Source organism: Xylanibacter ruminicola, assembly GCF_900142525.1.
Taxonomy (GTDB): Bacteria; Bacteroidota; Bacteroidia; order Bacteroidales; family Bacteroidaceae; genus Prevotella; species Prevotella ruminicola_A.
On sequence record NZ_FRBD01000001.1, the window covers coordinates 97112 to 113611 of the forward strand.

19 protein-coding genes are annotated in these 16500 nt (G+C 45.0%); 1 reads left to right on the forward strand and 18 read right to left on the reverse strand.

The window, feature by feature from the left end:
• Nucleotides 1-34: 34 nt before the first annotated feature.
• The 14 genes from traK to BUB86_RS00490 form a co-directional block, all read right to left on the reverse strand.
• Nucleotides 35-634, reverse strand: coding sequence for a conjugative transposon protein TraK (traK, locus tag BUB86_RS00425; protein WP_073203610.1), 600 nt, complete (start codon nucleotides 632-634; stop codon nucleotides 35-37).
• Nucleotides 635-665: 31 nt separating this feature from the next.
• On the reverse strand, nucleotides 666-1949 hold the full coding sequence (locus BUB86_RS17110) for a hypothetical protein (RefSeq protein WP_139261226.1): 1284 nt from the start codon (nucleotides 1947-1949) through the stop codon (nucleotides 666-668).
• 8 nt (nucleotides 1950-1957) lie between these two features.
• A complete protein-coding gene (locus BUB86_RS00435) occupies nucleotides 1958-2638 on the reverse strand; it encodes a DUF5045 domain-containing protein (protein WP_139261229.1) in 681 nt (226 codons plus the stop codon).
• Nucleotides 2635-3315, reverse strand: a complete 681-nt coding sequence (locus tag BUB86_RS00440) for a hypothetical protein (RefSeq protein ID WP_139261232.1) — start codon at nucleotides 3313-3315, stop codon at nucleotides 2635-2637. Before BUB86_RS00440 ends, BUB86_RS00435 begins: the two co-directional genes overlap by 4 nt.
• 21 nt (nucleotides 3316-3336) lie before the next feature.
• Nucleotides 3337-4113, reverse strand: coding sequence for a hypothetical protein (locus BUB86_RS00445; RefSeq protein WP_139261235.1), 777 nt, complete (start codon nucleotides 4111-4113; stop codon nucleotides 3337-3339).
• The gene (locus BUB86_RS00450) at nucleotides 4095-6965 is read right to left on the reverse strand and encodes a TraG family conjugative transposon ATPase (RefSeq protein ID WP_073203626.1); all 2871 of its coding nucleotides are present in this window, start codon (nucleotides 6963-6965) and stop codon (nucleotides 4095-4097) included. Before BUB86_RS00450 ends, BUB86_RS00445 begins: the two co-directional genes overlap by 19 nt.
• Nucleotides 6955-7242: a DUF4133 domain-containing protein gene (locus BUB86_RS00455; RefSeq protein WP_073203629.1), complete on the reverse strand. Its 288-nt coding sequence runs from the start codon at nucleotides 7240-7242 to the stop codon at nucleotides 6955-6957. The genes BUB86_RS00450 and BUB86_RS00455 overlap by 11 nt, the downstream gene beginning before the upstream one ends.
• A gap of 3 nt (nucleotides 7243-7245) precedes the next feature.
• Nucleotides 7246-7608, reverse strand: coding sequence for a DUF4134 domain-containing protein (locus BUB86_RS00460; RefSeq protein ID WP_073203634.1), 363 nt, complete (start codon nucleotides 7606-7608; stop codon nucleotides 7246-7248).
• An 80-nt stretch (nucleotides 7609-7688) separates the two neighbouring features.
• The gene (locus BUB86_RS00465; RefSeq protein ID WP_139261238.1) at nucleotides 7689-8036 is read right to left on the reverse strand and encodes a hypothetical protein; all 348 of its coding nucleotides are present in this window, start codon (nucleotides 8034-8036) and stop codon (nucleotides 7689-7691) included.
• Nucleotides 8037-8230: 194 nt separating this feature from the next.
• Entirely contained in the window at nucleotides 8231-9013 is a 783-nt protein-coding gene (locus BUB86_RS00470) for a hypothetical protein (RefSeq protein WP_139261241.1), read from the reverse strand.
• A gap of 37 nt (nucleotides 9014-9050) precedes the next feature.
• Entirely contained in the window at nucleotides 9051-9509 is a 459-nt protein-coding gene (locus BUB86_RS00475; RefSeq protein WP_073203644.1) for a hypothetical protein, read from the reverse strand.
• A gap of 79 nt (nucleotides 9510-9588) precedes the next feature.
• Entirely contained in the window at nucleotides 9589-10287 is a 699-nt protein-coding gene (locus BUB86_RS00480; RefSeq protein WP_139261244.1) for a hypothetical protein, read from the reverse strand.
• Nucleotides 10208-11092, reverse strand: coding sequence for a hypothetical protein (locus BUB86_RS00485; RefSeq protein ID WP_073203651.1), 885 nt, complete (start codon nucleotides 11090-11092; stop codon nucleotides 10208-10210). The genes BUB86_RS00480 and BUB86_RS00485 overlap by 80 nt, the downstream gene beginning before the upstream one ends.
• The gene (locus BUB86_RS00490; RefSeq protein WP_139261247.1) at nucleotides 11089-11316 is read right to left on the reverse strand and encodes a hypothetical protein; all 228 of its coding nucleotides are present in this window, start codon (nucleotides 11314-11316) and stop codon (nucleotides 11089-11091) included. Before BUB86_RS00490 ends, BUB86_RS00485 begins: the two co-directional genes overlap by 4 nt.
• 274 nt (nucleotides 11317-11590) lie before the next feature.
• Between BUB86_RS00490 and BUB86_RS00495 the strand changes: the two genes are divergently transcribed.
• Entirely contained in the window at nucleotides 11591-12271 is a 681-nt protein-coding gene (locus tag BUB86_RS00495) for a helix-turn-helix transcriptional regulator (RefSeq protein WP_073203657.1), read from the forward strand.
• A gap of 140 nt (nucleotides 12272-12411) precedes the next feature.
• Here the strand turns inward: BUB86_RS00495 and BUB86_RS17415 are convergent, their stop codons facing one another.
• The 4 genes from BUB86_RS17415 to BUB86_RS00510 all read right to left on the reverse strand — a co-directional run bounded on the left by BUB86_RS17415 (nucleotide 12412) and on the right by BUB86_RS00510 (nucleotide 16422).
• Complete coding sequence (locus tag BUB86_RS17415) at nucleotides 12412-12552, reverse strand: hypothetical protein (protein ID WP_175549361.1); 141 nt, start codon at nucleotides 12550-12552, stop codon at nucleotides 12412-12414.
• Between the two features lie 82 nt (nucleotides 12553-12634).
• The gene (locus tag BUB86_RS00500) at nucleotides 12635-12826 is read right to left on the reverse strand and encodes a hypothetical protein (protein ID WP_139261250.1); all 192 of its coding nucleotides are present in this window, start codon (nucleotides 12824-12826) and stop codon (nucleotides 12635-12637) included.
• A gap of 47 nt (nucleotides 12827-12873) precedes the next feature.
• The gene (locus BUB86_RS00505; RefSeq protein WP_139261253.1) at nucleotides 12874-14976 is read right to left on the reverse strand and encodes a hypothetical protein; all 2103 of its coding nucleotides are present in this window, start codon (nucleotides 14974-14976) and stop codon (nucleotides 12874-12876) included.
• 87 nt (nucleotides 14977-15063) lie between these two features.
• On the reverse strand, nucleotides 15064-16422 hold the full coding sequence (locus BUB86_RS00510; RefSeq protein ID WP_175549362.1) for a hypothetical protein: 1359 nt from the start codon (nucleotides 16420-16422) through the stop codon (nucleotides 15064-15066).
• Between the last annotated feature and the right edge of the window lie 78 nt (nucleotides 16423-16500).

The following is a 16500-nucleotide window of genomic DNA, read 5'->3' on the forward strand; positions in this document are numbered from 1 at the left end:
CATCATTTTTCACTTTTCACTCTTCTCTTTTCACTTAATATGATTTCAGGTCTTTGTTCTCCAGTGTACGCCAGTTGGTAATCAGCAGACCATGGGGATTGTTCTGCGTCCTCGGCACATTCTGCAACTTTCCAACGGTGATAATGCTACGCTTCACGCTGTTGGTTCTGCGCTTGATCATCTGTGTACCATAATACTTGAAACTCATCTGGTCTTTGTCGAGTTCGATACTGTCTGCCACGATGGTCTCTACAGCTGAGCTGGAGAGCAGTTGCGAGTAAAATCCTGTTTCCTCGATGGCCTGCTTCTGTCTGAGAGCACTCTCATCTGCCAGATACATAGCCTTACCAAACGTCCACTTCAAGTACTCGTCATCTGGCGAGAGATTAAAAAAGTACTGGTGGAAGAGCTGGATGTGTGCCTTGGCCTCTATGTCAAAGGTCATCTCGTTCTTACTGCGCTCTGCCATGAAGGGAATGCTCCCGTCCAGCACATACACCTGCTGCTGTTGGTCTCTGACCAGCTTGGTGGCGAAATAAAAGCACAGGCCGCAAATCACGGTGCTGGCACTGATGGTCAGCAATACCGTGAACATGGCGAGCTTTGTCTTCTTCTCTAAACTTTCTATTAACATGGTTATATCTGCTTAATTTTTCACTTTTCACTTACTTATACTGTTTGTCTCTCATGTGCGTACCGACATTGAAGTCCATACCTCGCTCGAATCCGCGACGGCCTCCAGATACGGCACCATTCCATGCGCCGCTCAATCCACCGCCTTCTGATGATGCATATCCTGTCACGCCTCCCTTGACGGCTCCGCCTACAGTATGTCTTGTCACTCCGATGGTTCCACCGACAACACCACCTACTGTACCTCCGACGGCTGCAGCTCCTGCTGTGGTCATACTGCTGACAGCTGAACCGATACTGCTGCTGGCTCCTCCTGGTACTATCCATGAGGCGAGCTCTGGCACGAACTTGATGAGCATGGCTCCTACCAACAATCCTACTACATACATACAGGTACTTCCGATGCCCTGCATTCCAAGTCCTCCTATCTCTCCCCAGGTATAGCTGGCACTTCCAAGCAGTGTGGTGTAGGCGGTGGTGTCCTGTAGGATGGTATATTTCAGTATCATGTCCGCATAGATGCTACACATATATATCAAGGGTGCCCATAGCGACAGACTCACATACTTACTAATCCATTGGCTCCACGCACTGGCCCAAGGCGGGACGATACTCAGGGCAAAGGCTACAGGACAGAAGATTTTCAGCACATTCATCATAAAGGCCTGACCAAGCAACATGCCGAAATAGATGACCTGATAGATGATTTCTCCGATATACCGAATCAGCATATTGATGGTCTCTGCCGTCTTGGTCTCTGCGATAACAGCGGCTTCCTTGGCCCACTGCTCCACGGCATTATCCATGTTCTTCACAGCATAGGCGACTTCCTCCCACCAATGGGAATCCTCCGATAGTTTGGCTTCTGCCCTGCGTTTCCTGTCGAGTGAGTCGTTATGCGCCCGTAGCTTATCGAGGTACTGGCTCTGGAGTTTCGCCTCATGTTTCTCCAGTGCATCGATACGCTGGTGGCTTCTGGTGGCCTGCGCTTTCATCACTCGTCCCATCTGTTCGCCTGGAGCTGCAACGGCATCGGCAATGGCATTGGCAGAGACGATACATAGTGAGATACCTACTATCCTGAACAGCTTCATCACGTCAATGCCTCGCCGTCCAAGCATCATCATCCAGCATTCATAGCTGGTCACACACATGGCAAGTATCAGTCCCAACGACTTGGCAAAGCCTCCCCACGAACCCAAGAACAAGGCATGCTGGTGGATATAGTCCAGCACACTGGTCATCACAGGATCCAATGTCGGCAAGCCCATCGTCAGAAAGATACAGCCCACATTACAGTTTAATAATTCATTCATCGTTTTTACTATTTTGAAACTTCTACATATCTCATCAAGTCAATAGTGCTTTGTGTCACCTTCTCCATATCGGCTTTCAGCTTGATATAGCACTCTTCCCGTTTGGCATTCTCCAGCTCATAGCCGTTACTGCTCTTATGTACGTAGCTGACTTGCTCTGTAATAAAGTGGTTCTGATTGGAGAGGCTGTTAACCAAGGAGATGACATTGGCATCGCCCTTGCTGTTAGCCATACAATAGGTTAGTCCTGCAGAGATTTTCTGCTGCATCTCGTCAAAGTCATCTTTGAAAAGCAGATAGGCAGCATCAATCCGTCGGTCTGCAGCAGCCAGTGTTTCTTGCTCCAGCTGGTGCTTGAAGTTCTTTTCCTGGGCATCAGTGGATTCCCGTGTCCACTCATCGGTGGCAGCACCTAACGTACGCTTCGGGAGCAATGGTTTGGCATCGCTCTTATGGGGCTTCAGGTTCAGATAAAATCCGCTATGGAACAGTCCATGCCACTCCCATTCCCACTCATGATGGGCATAGCTGTTATGGAACAGCCAGTAGTAAAACCTCGGTTCAAACTCTAACGGCCCGGTTTCCATCGACCGCCATTGCAGACGTTTTTCTTCATCATAGACCTGAGCCTTACTCATCTGCGGCAGTAAAGCCAAACCCATCGTTATTGTTATCAATGTCTTTCTCATATTGGCCAATCTTTTATTACGCTTTTTCCTATTTCCTCTAGTACGGACGTATCGATAATCTCCCAGATATGACTCTCGTGAATATACCCACCTACCAACAGGTCACACCACATATAGGCTTGCTGGATGACATCGCGCATATTGGTGATACTCTGGTTCAGTGTCCAGATGATATTCATGCGTTCCTTGTTGGTGGCTCTGAAGAACTGTGTTTCTGATGCTGCCACGGCAAGGTAGAGTTTCCTGATATTCTTGATCTCTTTCGATACCTTGTAATTGGCTTCAAAGGCATACCAAGCAACCAACGGTTTGCCTTTGAGATGGTCTGCTGCAAAGCGAGTAAACTCAGAATATTCCTTCGTCAGTCTGACTGTATTCGTCACGCAACGGCTCATCTCTGCTGCCAAAGCTAGGTACGACAAGGCATCATTGCTCTTCTTGTCGAGAATACTCTTGACATCGTCGTACTTCTGAGCGACATCCTTCACCATAGCCTTGATAGAGGCATTGGCTGCCAACTGACGGTTGCTCTCATCTTCGGCACTCATACACTCCTTATGCTGGTCTATTAGTGCTTCAATGGTTGGCAGGTCATTTGGCAAGATACCCGCCTGTCCTGTAAGTGGGCATATGATGCTCACTAATGCTATTACTATTATCCGGTGCAGCTTTTTCATTTTTCACTCTTCACTTTTCACTTACCCAAAGTCTTCCCAGCCACTGACAATGTCACCAACCGACCACTTCATCTGCATGGCATTACACCATGTATCAGGATCCAATTCCATCAGCAGGTCTTCAAGCCCGTTATTGGTCTGGCACATGAAGATGAGATAGTCAAGGTTATTCCTGACAATCACCAAGTCCTCCAGTATATCATTGGCCATACCCATCCTGTCTGAACGGCTCATGAAGTTATAGCCGTCATCCTGACCGATGTTGGCTGCACCTCCTCTCTGAGGTATCAGGCTATTGCCTTTTAGTGGTGAGCTGACATGACCATTATTGACGATATTCACAAAGCCTGCGATACACTGCTCTGTCTTCATAGTCAGGTTACTGATCTCGTTTAAGCACAACGGCAGGTTAATATGCGGTTTTCTGGTGAGCCAGCTCACTGCTACAGGAATATTGGTCACGATATACAGGGCATTCTCACCTATCAGCTGATAATATCTGCTTTCCTCTCCGAAGCCTCTGGTATTCTGCATGGACTGCTTATAGAGCTGTCTAATGACATTGATAGCGGTGGTATACTCTGCAATGCGCTCCTGCTTCTTTTTCTGTTCAGCGAGCGTGTTGTTATGTATTCCCTCTGCTCCAGATTCGGCAGCAGTATTCTCTCCAACCTGCGCAATAGTCCAATAGTCAATGTTCCAACGCCACCAGGCATTGGCAGGAACTGTGCTGACCAGTGCAGCCAGCAACAGTACCACAACCTTTGTTCTTTGTCGTCTTATGCTACTTTGTCCCATAGTTCCATCACGTTTTGTTGTTTATTGACCTCATTAGCAAACTTCAAGTACTTTCCTGTCAGTCCAGCCTTCTCCATATCCTGACAGAAGTGACGGATGCCCTCAATGGTATCACCCCCATAGTGCTTGATATAGATTTTCAGGGCTTCCTTCTCGGCACGTTCCGTCGTATAGGCCATATAGCATTCTGGCGGTTCTTCGACTCCATAGACATCGGCACTCTGTCCTCGGCATATCCAGACTTCCTTGAAGTAGTTGCGTCCCTCATGGTTGTCCAGTGAGTTGATGGTAAAGATCTGCTGTCGCTGTACATCAGTGATACCGAGGATGGCGGCTATCTCATCATATCTGTCCTTGAACTTGCTCTGGTCAAGCAGTATCTTGATGTCTGAATTATTGATGATGGCCTCCTTGACAATCGGAGAGTCTATCACATCACCGAGTTCCTGAGTCACCACGCCTGCAATGCCGTGAAACTTTCTCACCGTCTTATACAGGTACTTGATATACTCTGCCATAGTCGGTGAAGAGATAGCCTTCCACGCCTCTTCAATAATCAGTGCCTTACGTCCCTTCTTAATACGCATCTTCTGCAGGAATACATCCATGATAATCAGCACCACAATAGGAAAGAGCACAGGGTCATCTTTGATCTTGTCTATCTCAAAGACAATGAACTTTTCATCAAAGAGATTTAAGTCCATGTCGTTATTGAGGATGGTTTCCAACTTACCGCCCTTATGGAAGGGTTCCAGGATAGCGGCAAACTCATTGATGGGGAAGGCTATGCTCTTCTCGTCCATCATCTGAGGAATGCGTTCACAGGCGTATTCATAAAAGGTATCAAAGCTCAGCTTCGTCACTTTCAGGTCTCGCTTCTGGCGCTCCATACGCTCTATCCTTTGGTCTATCTTCATCAGATAGTGACCTTCTATCAGTTCTGGCATCAGGCGCATCAGCTGGTTATTGGCATGTTCACGCTCACCTACACTGGCTGCTGCATCATTGGCAAGATTATGCAATTTCTCTACAAGACGCTGCACCTTGGCATGGTGTTCCTTCTCGTCCTGTGTATAGGTCTGCATATCACCAGATGCAGTCTTCGTCTCTTGTGAGCTGATGACATCAGCGTCATTCTCTATCGCCTCGATATACTCTCCATACTTACCATTACGCTTATCAGCCAGCAGGAGTTGCTTCCGCAGCTCTTCCTTCTCTTCGTTGGTATAACCACTAAAGGGATGGAAGTAGGCATCATAATACTCGTTCAGCACGGTATCTATGATGGTGTCCTCCAGCTTCTCTGGGGCTTTGTTGCCCTTAAATATCTGGAAGATGAGGGACTTCAGGAAGTTTTTCTTCTCTCCGAAGTTCTGCTGATACTCTACATCACTGACCTTGAAAGGGTTCATCGAGATAGGATGCTCCTTGCTGTAGCTGATATAGGTGCCATGGAAATAGCCACAGATACCTTCATACGAGTCACCGGTATCAACCATCACGACATCGGTGTCCTGCTCGATGAGCTGGCGCACGACGGTATTTGTCGAAAAGCTCTTTCCACTACCACTTGGGCCTAAGCAGAAGAAGTTAGAGTTGTTGGTGAGTTTCTTTTCTCCTTCCTTTCCTGTGAAATCTATAGCGATGGGTACGCCTTGTCTGTCGGTATAGAACACCTTCAGCGGTGTCACCTCATCATGCTTCATACGCTCCTTATAGAAGAGGCACAGGGCTGAGTCCTGCAAGGTCAGGAAGAGGTCATAGTCTTTATTGAAGCTATAGGCATTGCCGGGGAAGGAGTCCATAAACAGCTCCAGCTGATTATAGGCTGACTTACTTGGAGCTATGCCTACCTCAAAGAGTTTGGTCTCTAAGTAGGAGGTGACCTTCGTCAGATGCTCTGGCTTACAGGAAACGAGGACGTTGAAGTTTGTCCAGACAAGGGACTTCTGTTCTGTAGCAATGACCTCCAGCACCTCGTCGATGTCGGCCTTGGCAATCTTGTTGCTGGGGTCTGGCATGGAGGCATGGCGCTTGCTCTTGCCAATGAGTCGCTGACGTTCCTTCCTCTGGGCTGGTATCTGAATAACCTGGTTATAGACCACACAGTCCGTCAGGGGTACGGTGGAGAGGAACGACAGTAAATCGGTGCTGACCGGATAACCGTTGACGGGCTTGGTCTGCACAGGATGAATGACATTCGGCAGGTCTATCACGTCGATGTCAACGAGTGAGAAGTTCTTGACGACTTTATCGCCCATCTTCAGGCAGTCATCAGTACACTTTAAGTTCGTCATACCGAATGGTCCTTTTTTGAAGTCAAAGGCCATGAAGCGGTGGAGGTATTCGTCTATCTCCTTCCTGTCTAACAAATGGTGTGGCAAGCCCTTTTCCTCCAGAATGTCCTTTACCTTCTGCACCTTGTTATTGAACTCTGTCCACTTTTTGGGGTCATAGGCAACAAAGGTGCTCTTTCGGGTTTCCTGGGTGATAATGATAAAGGTACGGATTTCGGTATAGGGTCTGCCCTCATAATACTTGAAATAGCTCTGGGTCAGGAACTCCATATCAGACGTGATGTCATGGTGGTAGGACTGTCTGCAAAAAATGTCCTGCTTCTGCAGGGCATAGCCTTCACCAAGGGTCTGGAGGATATGATCCAGCACGTTCATAAAGGCATAGTACTGGTCTGCATCGGTGCAGTACTGCTGCACGGGGTTCTCTATCTCGAAGATAGAACTGTAGTTGCCTGCCTTGCTATACAGCACGGTATTGACTACTCTTCCCCTTGCATCGGTAATGTCCTCGATGCCCGTAAACAGTCCGTCCAGTGTGTTTTTCCTAGTGCTCATACAGATGATGATAGTGTTTGATTCCTTTTTCTTTCTGCTTGGTATGCAAGCCGTTTCTTTGCTTCAGATAGATGGTAAGCAGACCGCCTCCGGCACTGACACCCAGCACAAGCAGGGCAATGCCGAGTCCGAAGAGAACATATCCGACAATGAAGCCGAGGAAGGCTGCTCCGAAGGTGGCTGCGGCAATGAGGATAAAGCGTCCCCGGATGCCCATAAACTCCAAGGGCATCTGGAGACCTTTATACACGGGGTAACCTGCGTAGTTCGCTTCCATAGCTTAATAGCCAAAGAACTTAGGCAGGGCAACGGCCATCGCTACCAGTGCGGCACAACCGCCAATGGTCATCATGATAGTCTTCTTGACATCCTGGTCGCCGTTGTTCATCTTGTAGAACACATTGAAGGCTCCAATGATGCTGACCACTGCAGCAATCACATAGAGAAGGTTTCGCACTGGGTCGATGTACCCCTTGAAGGTACCAACAGCACCTGTGATGGCACTCGATCCGGCATCGGCCATGGCATAGCCCGTGCTCATCATCAACATCAACGCCAAGCTGGCGAGTCTCAATCCTTGGTAAGACAGTTTCGTCTTACATGACTTCAAAAGGGAGCAGAGCTTGCTCCAGTTTTTCTGCATAGTGTGTTTTTCATTGTTTTACTTGTTTTTTTGAAAATCTTAAAGTGGGATTGTGTGTTTTTCATCCGTAAGGTTTAAGTCTATTCGTAAAGCTTCATCACATCTTTCAGGGCTGTGCTGCCTGGATTGTCATGCTCCTCTCTGAGGGCATTGTGCAGCTCATCAATGGTGTAGCCACCGCACATCTGAGTCAGTCCGTCATCCTGAGAGGTTTCCTCCTTAGTGGATGTCTTTGTCAGCGGGATGTCTTCCCTGCTGACCTTGACAGGCTGGTATTTCTCAACTTCGCCTGTGATGTCCACCTCTTCCTCTATGTGCAGCTCATCAGACAGCACGCCCTTGGTAAAGAACAGGTCGTGGATAATCTGATAGGCATAATAGATGACATAGCCCGTGATGATAATTGTCAATAGTGTTGTGAATTTCATAGTATCCTTCTTTTTTCGTGTTATCCTGTGTTTTTCGTTTGCGAGTGCAAAATTAGTATGTTTTCTCGAACCAACAGCGGTTTTATTCGCCTTTATATACTTTTCATTCCCTCCTACTCCATCAGACACAAAAAAACGCTGACCCTCACGAGCCAGCGTCTTCCTTTTAATATTAAAAACAAATCGTATGATTCTCAATCCTCACAGCAGTTTCTGTCACAGCATGGTCTGACTGAACAGTTCGTGGTGAGTAACAACCAAATAAAGTAGAGTCCTTTGTAAGTCCACTGCTTTTCTGGCATTCCGTCAACATCCATCTTCTCTATAATTAAATCTGAGTTCTTTAATGCCTCTGCCAGTTCCCAGCCTGCATCATCATCGTTATCTATGATGACGTCGTTCTGCTTTAATGTACACAGCAGTCCCTCTTCTGGCATACCATAAGCTGCGGCAACAGTTGCGGTGTTCACTGAAAAGCCTGACTCCTGCAGAAACTTGTCAAAGCAAGTCTTGGCATACAGGTCACCACAGCAGGATGCGAACCCTTCATGGTGTTTATCAGATCCCTTTGGCATAATATCCTTGATGGGTATCTGCACAATTCTCGACTTACCATCTGCTTTCTTCTCGCATCTGGTCTCAAAACGTACCGGAATGTCAAAGATGGCCATCTGCTGCCTGTACGTCGTATCACAGAAACGGGCAAGTAGTTCCAGCGTCTTATCCTGCATCACTATATGCTGGGTAAAGCCGTGCAAACTGAGAAGGTAGTCATCGTCTTCGGGATTCTCCTGATAGGAGTAGCCCTCAGCACCGTTTTCTTGAAGCTCATTCACTGCATCATCCCACGAGTTAAACACTAGGTGGTATGTTCCTCGCAAACTGTACGGAAACATTTCACCATGCAACATGCTCTTAAAAGCACCTAGACAATAGTCTTCGAATTCCTTTTCGGAAGATAATAGATTAACTGTCATGTTTTTGCTATTTATAATTTGGTAAATATTTATCATATCATGCTGCTTCTTTGTGCGGTTTTGACAGGAAATTGGCTGTCACATGAATGCTTACCATTCTCGCCAACTCATCAAGAAAGGTTGGTTGCACACGGAAGTCATTAGGTATAAAGCCATCTATATAGTCCTTTGGCCATAATTTCAGCGATAGTCGCTCACAGGCGAAGTCTTCGTTGAACGGTAGCTTACAACGCTTGCTCTGGATATAACCAATAAGAATGTTTCTGAGCACATCCTCATAGTTTTTGTTCTCTACTCTCACCGGTCTTCGGTCGTTCTCTACCTGGCGGACTATCATCGTTCGTCTGTTGTCGCTCAACTCACCTAACAGAAAGGCTGAATTGAGCTTCGTTCCTTTCACCTTTCGTACTATGTGGGTATTGCCTACTTCCACATCATAGGTTAATAGCTCCAGTTTTTCCAGTCGGAGCTTCTTTTCTGGACTAAGTTCTTTCATTGTATAGTTTTATTTGTTATTTTCTCTTTGTTGTACACCTTATTCATCATTCATTTTTTCATTCGTCGCTTTTTCACACTTAGTTTTTTGCTTCCGGATGGTGGCTGTACCACGCCATCTTGCGAAAGTCCTCATTCTCGAAGTGGATATAGAAAGCCATCTCGTTCATTCTGGACACAATCCTCAGTCCAAGATGTTCTCTCAATTGGTCACTGTCTAGATTGGTACTCACCACCATGGGGAGCCGTAGCTTATAACGCTCTGTGATAAGTTCTCGTACTGGATAGAGGGGATTGCCCCATCTCAGTATCTCTGCAGGCTCACAGCCCAGGTCTTCAATGCCGAGGTACGACGGCCAGCTTAACAATTCGTTCCAATCTCTGCTGGAGTCCATCAAGGTGCAGATCTTGGTAGCATCAAGGATTCTCAAACCTACATCATCTGATACCAGTCTGTGGTCTGTCAGCCAGCGCAAGGTCTGTCGCATAGCAGTCATCAGTGTGGTCTTACCGGTGGCAGTACTGCCATCCAGCACAATCATAAAGCGATTATCACCATTGTCTGTCAGAAAATGGGCCAGCTTTTTAATGGCTCCGCTGGTCAGGTTATTGGGAACATAAGCAACTCTGCGCATGGCAACCTGCTTTCGGTAGGCCATCTCCAACAGTGCTGTTAGTCCTTGTTCATCCACGCCTAACTTAGAGTGGTCTGTCATACCCGGAAGCATAAGAGCTCGTCCTTGACGCTTCAACACCTCTACGAGGGTCTTGATATCCATCGGTTGTCCCATACTGTACTTGTTGTGTTACTGGTTTGTTGCGATAGTTGTTCTCCAACACCTTCTGAAAGTTCTGCGGCATCATCATCCAGTCGAAGCTGGCGACCCATCCCTTTGGTCCTTTCCCGTTCAGGAAGTCACTCTCAGCTGCATTCTTGATAGCTTGCTTCAGCGTGTCCTTGTTTACGCCCGTCTGCGACATCAGATGTTTAAAGGCTTGTCTGCGCTCTGATGTGACAATAGCTACTTGCTGAATGCCCTTACCTTTCATCTGTTGATTGAAAAAAGAGATAATCTCATCAAAATCATGATTAGCCACCTCCTCCTCGCGCGTATGCGCTCCTCCACTGGCTATAATATTTTTCTCTTTATTATTAATAATAGGTGGTAAAGGTTGGTGGTAACTTTGGTGGTCAACATCGTGGTCAACTTTTACCGCTAGTGTTACCTCTTGTTTTACCTCTGAATCAGCCCAACCCAATGGGGTGATGGTGATGATTGTCTTACGGCTATCAGTCTGTCGTTCAATGAGTTTTTCACTTTCCAATCGCTGCAGGAAATGTATTACTGTTGGCTTGCTTACCTGCCACTGCTTTACCAGCGAATTGACCGTTACGATGACCTGTCTTGCTTGGAGGTAAACCTGTTGATGGTTATACCAGACGGTTTTGTCCGTCCAAGAGGCTTCTCGCCTAAGCTGAGTCCACCACTTCAGGTACTGGGCATTCTGCCCAACCCAGCCATCCAGCACTGCTAATGGCAAAGTGATGTACCCAGCCGTTCGTTGTTCTGTTTCTTCGTTCATAGCAGGTCTTTGCATCTTACGGCAGCAAACGCTGCTTCAATCTGACACTTGGAATAATAAAAAGGTGAGTTCTGGCTGGTTCCTTTCTTGAAGCCCTTGATCATTCCTTTCCTGACCATGGCATCAAACTTCCGACTCATCTTACTGTCGTTTCCCAACCAGGTTCTCACCTCTGACGCTTTCAGCTCATCCTTGACCGGATCGAGCCGCTTCACCGCTGACATCGCACCAAGCGTAGCAGCATTCGTTAGCATCGCTTGCAATGTTGTTACCGGAATCTCCATCTTTTTACACTTATTTATCTTTTAAATTATGTTTAATTATAAATTCATTATAAAATATCTCTGCGTTTTCTTGCATATTTCGGAGATAATACTTATCTTTGCACCCGAATAGCAGTTTAAACGGCTGCAAAATTACAGATATTTATAACTTTAAACAAGAGATTTATAATTTTCATTCCCGATAAACGTCAGATTTTAGCAAAATTTAAACATTATGACTCAAATCAATGAACAAGAAGTCATGCAAGGTGTAGCAGAGAGATTTGCAAAAGCTGCTGAAGAACTGCGCCTCTCAGGAGCACAACTCTACCGTGAAGGTATCGTCACCAACGACCAGGTACTGAGCAAAATCAAGAATGGCTGGCAGAAGCCTACCAAGAAGGCCATTGATCTCTTCTGTCAGAAATATGATGTGAGTGCTGCATGGCTATATACTGGTGAAGGAAATATGTTCCTTGGCAGAAACAAGCCTTTTGGACCTCGCATAGAGTCAGCTGATGAAAAGCTACTGTACAACACGGATTTTGATTCGTGTCTGGATAGCAAAGGACAACCTATATCTACTGGCAAAGAAACACCTGTATCTTTTCCTATGGCAGGAGATTTCGATTTCATGTGCATCAATACCGACAAGTCCCTTGCACCATTCATCATGCCTGCTGACATCATTGCACTGAAGCGTCTGAGTTCATGGAAAGAATATATTCCTGGTGATTTCATCTGTGTCGTTGTTACCAGCGAATATAAAGTACTCCGCAAGGTATCTGTCACTCAGCCAGACGAGCAGAGCATCAACTTCACACAGGTGGTCGATGGCACTCCTGTAGAGTCCAGCATCCCCAAGGACATCATAGTAGAGATCTACAAGGTCGTCGGCAACTACCGCCGCCAGTGAACCGGCCCGACCAAACGCGACATCCCCCGACCCAGCTCACGAAAAGCTGAATCGGGGGATGCTCATATACTAACAGTGCTCAACGGCTCACCCGTTGAGATAGTCACCAAGCCTTGCACCTCTCCGCAGGGCCAATAGAACTAATAATACCTCATTCTTATATTCAGCTCTTCCATCATCAATCCTACAGGCACACCACCTCCGTAGCCGACAAACCAACCAAATCCGAAGTCCATCAGATACCCAGCCATCCCGCTATGATATGTATTGAGCTGTCTCATTCCTTTTCTCTATTCACAGTGCTCGATGGCTTCCCCATCGAGTTTCTATCTTGTTCTGTACGTTGCGATATTATCGCGACCACTATTCATATTGGTTCTTCCTCCTATACTGTTCCGTCATTTCCAGAAGTTTTCTAAACTTCTCCACCCTCTCCGGCTTCATCTTTCCTGCATTCATCACTTTTCTATTGGCCTTCAGCCAGTTCAAATAATCATGCTCCTCTATCCGATGCTTCGACGGATTCCGATGGTTCTCCTCCAGAAACCCCATCACTTCATTATATTTCGTAAGCCACCGTTCATCCTGCGTCATATTAACAATTACCTCATCATTTCTGGGTTCCTTTTATAAAAATCCTCTAAGGTTTTAATTGCATCCCTGTGAATAGGGTTCTCTTTTACAAGCTTCTCAAAGATACTTTTGGCAGATTCTTTATTACCCATTAACTCTTCCATCAGCCCAACGCCAAATGCCTCATAAATATAGCATTTTGTCCTTACAAAGCAGTTAAAACGCCAGGCTTCCATATAAAGATTGGGAGTCTGATTTCTCTCCTGCTCATAATAAGCCAACCTATATAGCACCAAAAGCAAAAGATTTTTCTTCAGATACCCTTTGCAAAGTTCAATCTCCTGTTGGTCCTGCAATTTTATATAGGTGAAATAAGCATCCAAGGCCTTTTCGGTTTCCTTCTGGAAATACTCTGTATATTTTGTTTCGTAACTCCTATAGTATTCAAGTTCCCTATCCCAAAACCAATGTTGGCTTAGAACCATCATCAGCAAACATTTCTCCGTTGGATTCTTCACGGATTCGCAATAGTTCTTAATTTCTTCCGCTACCTCATGAGCTTTATTAGTGCCTACAATGTAAGAATGTCTCTTTTCTACCATCATATGCAACAATGCCAGCAAAGACAATGATGTCGGAATAATCTTCTGCTGAATTATGATAGAATCTAGCAGTTTCATCATATCTATATTCTTATCTTCTCTGCAATTTGATGACAATAACCAGAGTAAATGAGCATCGTGGAGTTTAAATATCACTTTGTCATTAATCATACTCACCAACGTCCGCTGAAGTCTTTCCGGGAAACATCTCTTAGCATTCTTCAAAGCAAGAATGATTACCGTTTGTTCTTCATTTGAAACAGAAGGTTCCCTTAACCGCTGTGCAATAAAGCCGACCATCTCCTGATATTCCTCCTCATCGTGCGACATCAGTTTTTTTTGCAGAGCATCGCAAGCGGCTCCATAATCTTCAGTGTTTTTCCTGATGGCACGCATAATTTCCACACATCCCATTGTTGGAGGAATATCCCCTGCAGGTTTTTCTCCATAAAAACTTTCTATATCCCCTGCAGTTTCCATCTGTACCCCATAGATAGGTACACGAGCAGGGAGGGTAACTGCTTTCAGCAAGAATACGTTATTAGCGATGTAATTAAACATATTCAGCATATAGCCGTAAACTTCTGACAATTTATCTGTATTTAGCAAATCCAACTCTTTATTGATATCCATAACCGTGCTGTTTTCATCAAAATGAGCACAGGCGTGGTCTCGTACCTTCCTATATTTCTTTATAAACGGCTCTATCTGATAAATATTTTCAAATTGATCAAATGCTTTCTCCAATACTGCCTTATTATCATTTATGGAAATCAACTTCGGAAATAATCTATCTAATCCTTCCTCGTATTGGACTGCCTTGTCATTTATATCCTTTCTGGTAATAAGATTATCATGATAGTTAAACACTGTACAAACGTACAGCCGCTTAAACATTCGTTTGGTCTCTATTTCACTATAACCGCCATCAAGCAAATTCTTGGCCACATCCACCATCACCTCAATACTCCTCAGGTACTGACCTTTCACCTGTGGTTCACTCATAGTCATCACACCGCCTTTATTTATGCCAAACGTGTCAAGAGCCCCACAGGTAAGATAGGCTTGGTCATCTGAATATAACTCCTCCAATATTCCTTTGGCAATCCCAAGGTCAGTCTCACACATGCCGTTTGCAACGACACCACACCCTTCTATCAACAATTGCACCCGTGAAATCTCATCTATCAGGCAAACGGTATTGGCATAATCAATAGATTTAAAGATTTCCACACTTGCAAACAAATCAACTGTACCCGCTGGTGTTTGATAATGAGCACCAAGCTTATCCCTTACAGTTCGCAAGCCCTGATTATACAGGTTCTTTACATTATCTGCCAAAGCATAGTTGGCATCAGATTTCGGTATGGAGTGACCCCATATCTTCGTAATGTCATCCACACGCATCATTGCATAAATGCCGAGCATCCTGCTACAGAAGTCATCCGCAGCCTTTATATCTATAAGCTGTTTTACCATCTGTAGTTCATTCATGCAAAGATGAATTTGATCTAAAACCTTTTGTTCCATAGTTCAGGGATAATCACTCAAGACACCTTGATTCTCTATATATTTATTATGGAATGCTTCCACCCCACCTTCAGGTATAATCATCTTTCACACCCTCACCCTAATCTCGCTTCCATTCAGTTCGAGGTTTAACTGCTTTAGGCCATGAGCACTGAGTCCAGACTCCGACCTAATGTATTTTATGTTCTGCAATAGTGTACCAAAGCATGATACGTAATCATGCTGGGAACATATATGCTGTATCTGGCTAACTATTGGAGACGTCCCATATTTCTTATTAATGGCGTTCAAACTGAAATCGCCCAAGCCTGCACTATTATAGCAATATGCTTTTGCATTGCAACTATTGACAGCTGCACAAGAGAATTGCGCCAGTCCACCGCCCAATGAGTGGCCAAATACATACACATCTTCTTGTGAATACGACATCATCACACCCTTCAAAATGCCCACAGCTGCAAAATAAACAATCGAAGGGAGTGATATATATTGGAAAACGTCAGTTATCACATTCTCAGTAGTCACTACAATCTTGCGTGGCGTAGTAAACCCCATACGTGTCCCCGCAAATGACACACAATGTTTAATCCCTCCTTTATCCTGATAATCAAACAAGGCCACAGCCATCCCACATGCATCATGAAAGTCCAGTTCCATCTTTCTCGCTTTATTATACAGTCCCTGAATATCTGGCACTAATCTATTCACCATTGGACTGATCAAGACACTTCCATTCAACTTAAAACTATATGGATATTCCGCAAATGCAGCTCCAGTTTTTTCCAACGTTGAAAAAACAGTGTCTAATATCCGTTGTTGTACGTGACCCCCATTAATTATATTTTGAAGCGCACCATAAACTGGTTTAACCATTAATCCGTATGAGGCCTGTCTGATTGAGAACATAAAGTCCGCCCATGTCACGCCCAACAATTTACAACCTTCGTATGCGAACTCGCTTACTACACCTGTTTTACAAAAGTGCTTGTAGAGACTCGTCAGATTTTCAACTACATACTTTGAGCATACCATAAACTGAAGGCATTCCACTCCTGTTTGGCGAGGTAAGTTCAGGAGTAAGCTTTGTCCCATGCCAACACGCCAATATTCAATCTCATTTTTATCTAACCCTCGTATGCTTAACTGCCTATATATATCGTCGTTTTTATCAAGGAAGTTGTTAAATTGTCTCAAGAAATCCCTGTACCTATATATCAGTAACGTCAAATCATCACCTTTTGGCGACAAATTTGATTGGAATACAGAATTCAATATTCTTTCAACATTCTGTTCGCCCTTCCTTTCAACATTTATTGCAATAGTCAGGTGTTCCGCCAAATTATTATATGCTGACTTATAAAAACCATATGCAACCTCAAGAGACTTATGTTCGTAAGCCTCTTTTATTTCAATTCCTCCAAGAAAAACGTCACTATAGTTTTCCATCATTCAATTCCAAAACACTTAATTAAACGGACCTTTCTCACATCTTATTGATGCCAATTTTCATTTTCAACAGTTTGT

Bases quoted from the DNA above. Each gene is read 5' to 3' on its own strand.
- BUB86_RS00445 (WP_139261235.1), bottom strand. From the start codon at position 4,113: ATGGGACAAAGTAGCATAAGACGACAAAGAACAAAGGTTGTGGTACTG.
- BUB86_RS00505 (WP_139261253.1), bottom strand. From the start codon at position 14,976: ATGGAACAAAAGGTTTTAGATCAAATTCATCTTTGCATGAATGAACTA.
- BUB86_RS00480 (WP_139261244.1), bottom strand. From the start codon at position 10,287: ATGGATATCAAGACCCTCGTAGAGGTGTTGAAGCGTCAAGGACGAGCT.
- BUB86_RS00440 (WP_139261232.1), bottom strand. From the start codon at position 3,315: ATGAAAAAGCTGCACCGGATAATAGTAATAGCATTAGTGAGCATCATA.
- BUB86_RS00510 (WP_175549362.1), bottom strand. From the start codon at position 16,422: ATGGAAAACTATAGTGACGTTTTTCTTGGAGGAATTGAAATAAAAGAG.
- BUB86_RS00450 (WP_073203626.1), bottom strand. From the start codon at position 6,965: ATGAGCACTAGGAAAAACACACTGGACGGACTGTTTACGGGCATCGAG.
- traK (WP_073203610.1), bottom strand. From the start codon at position 634: ATGTTAATAGAAAGTTTAGAGAAGAAGACAAAGCTCGCCATGTTCACG.
- BUB86_RS00485 (WP_073203651.1), bottom strand. From the start codon at position 11,092: ATGAACGAAGAAACAGAACAACGAACGGCTGGGTACATCACTTTGCCA.
- BUB86_RS00455 (WP_073203629.1), bottom strand. From the start codon at position 7,242: ATGGAAGCGAACTACGCAGGTTACCCCGTGTATAAAGGTCTCCAGATG.
- BUB86_RS00495 (WP_073203657.1), top strand. From the start codon at position 11,591: ATGACTCAAATCAATGAACAAGAAGTCATGCAAGGTGTAGCAGAGAGA.
- BUB86_RS00490 (WP_139261247.1), bottom strand. From the start codon at position 11,316: ATGTCAGCGGTGAAGCGGCTCGATCCGGTCAAGGATGAGCTGAAAGCG.
- BUB86_RS17415 (WP_175549361.1), bottom strand. From the start codon at position 12,552: ATGAGACAGCTCAATACATATCATAGCGGGATGGCTGGGTATCTGATG.
- BUB86_RS17110 (WP_139261226.1), bottom strand. From the start codon at position 1,949: ATGAATGAATTATTAAACTGTAATGTGGGCTGTATCTTTCTGACGATG.
- BUB86_RS00475 (WP_073203644.1), bottom strand. From the start codon at position 9,509: ATGAAAGAACTTAGTCCAGAAAAGAAGCTCCGACTGGAAAAACTGGAG.
- BUB86_RS00470 (WP_139261241.1), bottom strand. From the start codon at position 9,013: ATGACAGTTAATCTATTATCTTCCGAAAAGGAATTCGAAGACTATTGT.
- BUB86_RS00435 (WP_139261229.1), bottom strand. From the start codon at position 2,638: ATGAGAAAGACATTGATAACAATAACGATGGGTTTGGCTTTACTGCCG.
- BUB86_RS00460 (WP_073203634.1), bottom strand. From the start codon at position 7,608: ATGCAGAAAAACTGGAGCAAGCTCTGCTCCCTTTTGAAGTCATGTAAG.
- BUB86_RS00465 (WP_139261238.1), bottom strand. From the start codon at position 8,036: ATGAAATTCACAACACTATTGACAATTATCATCACGGGCTATGTCATC.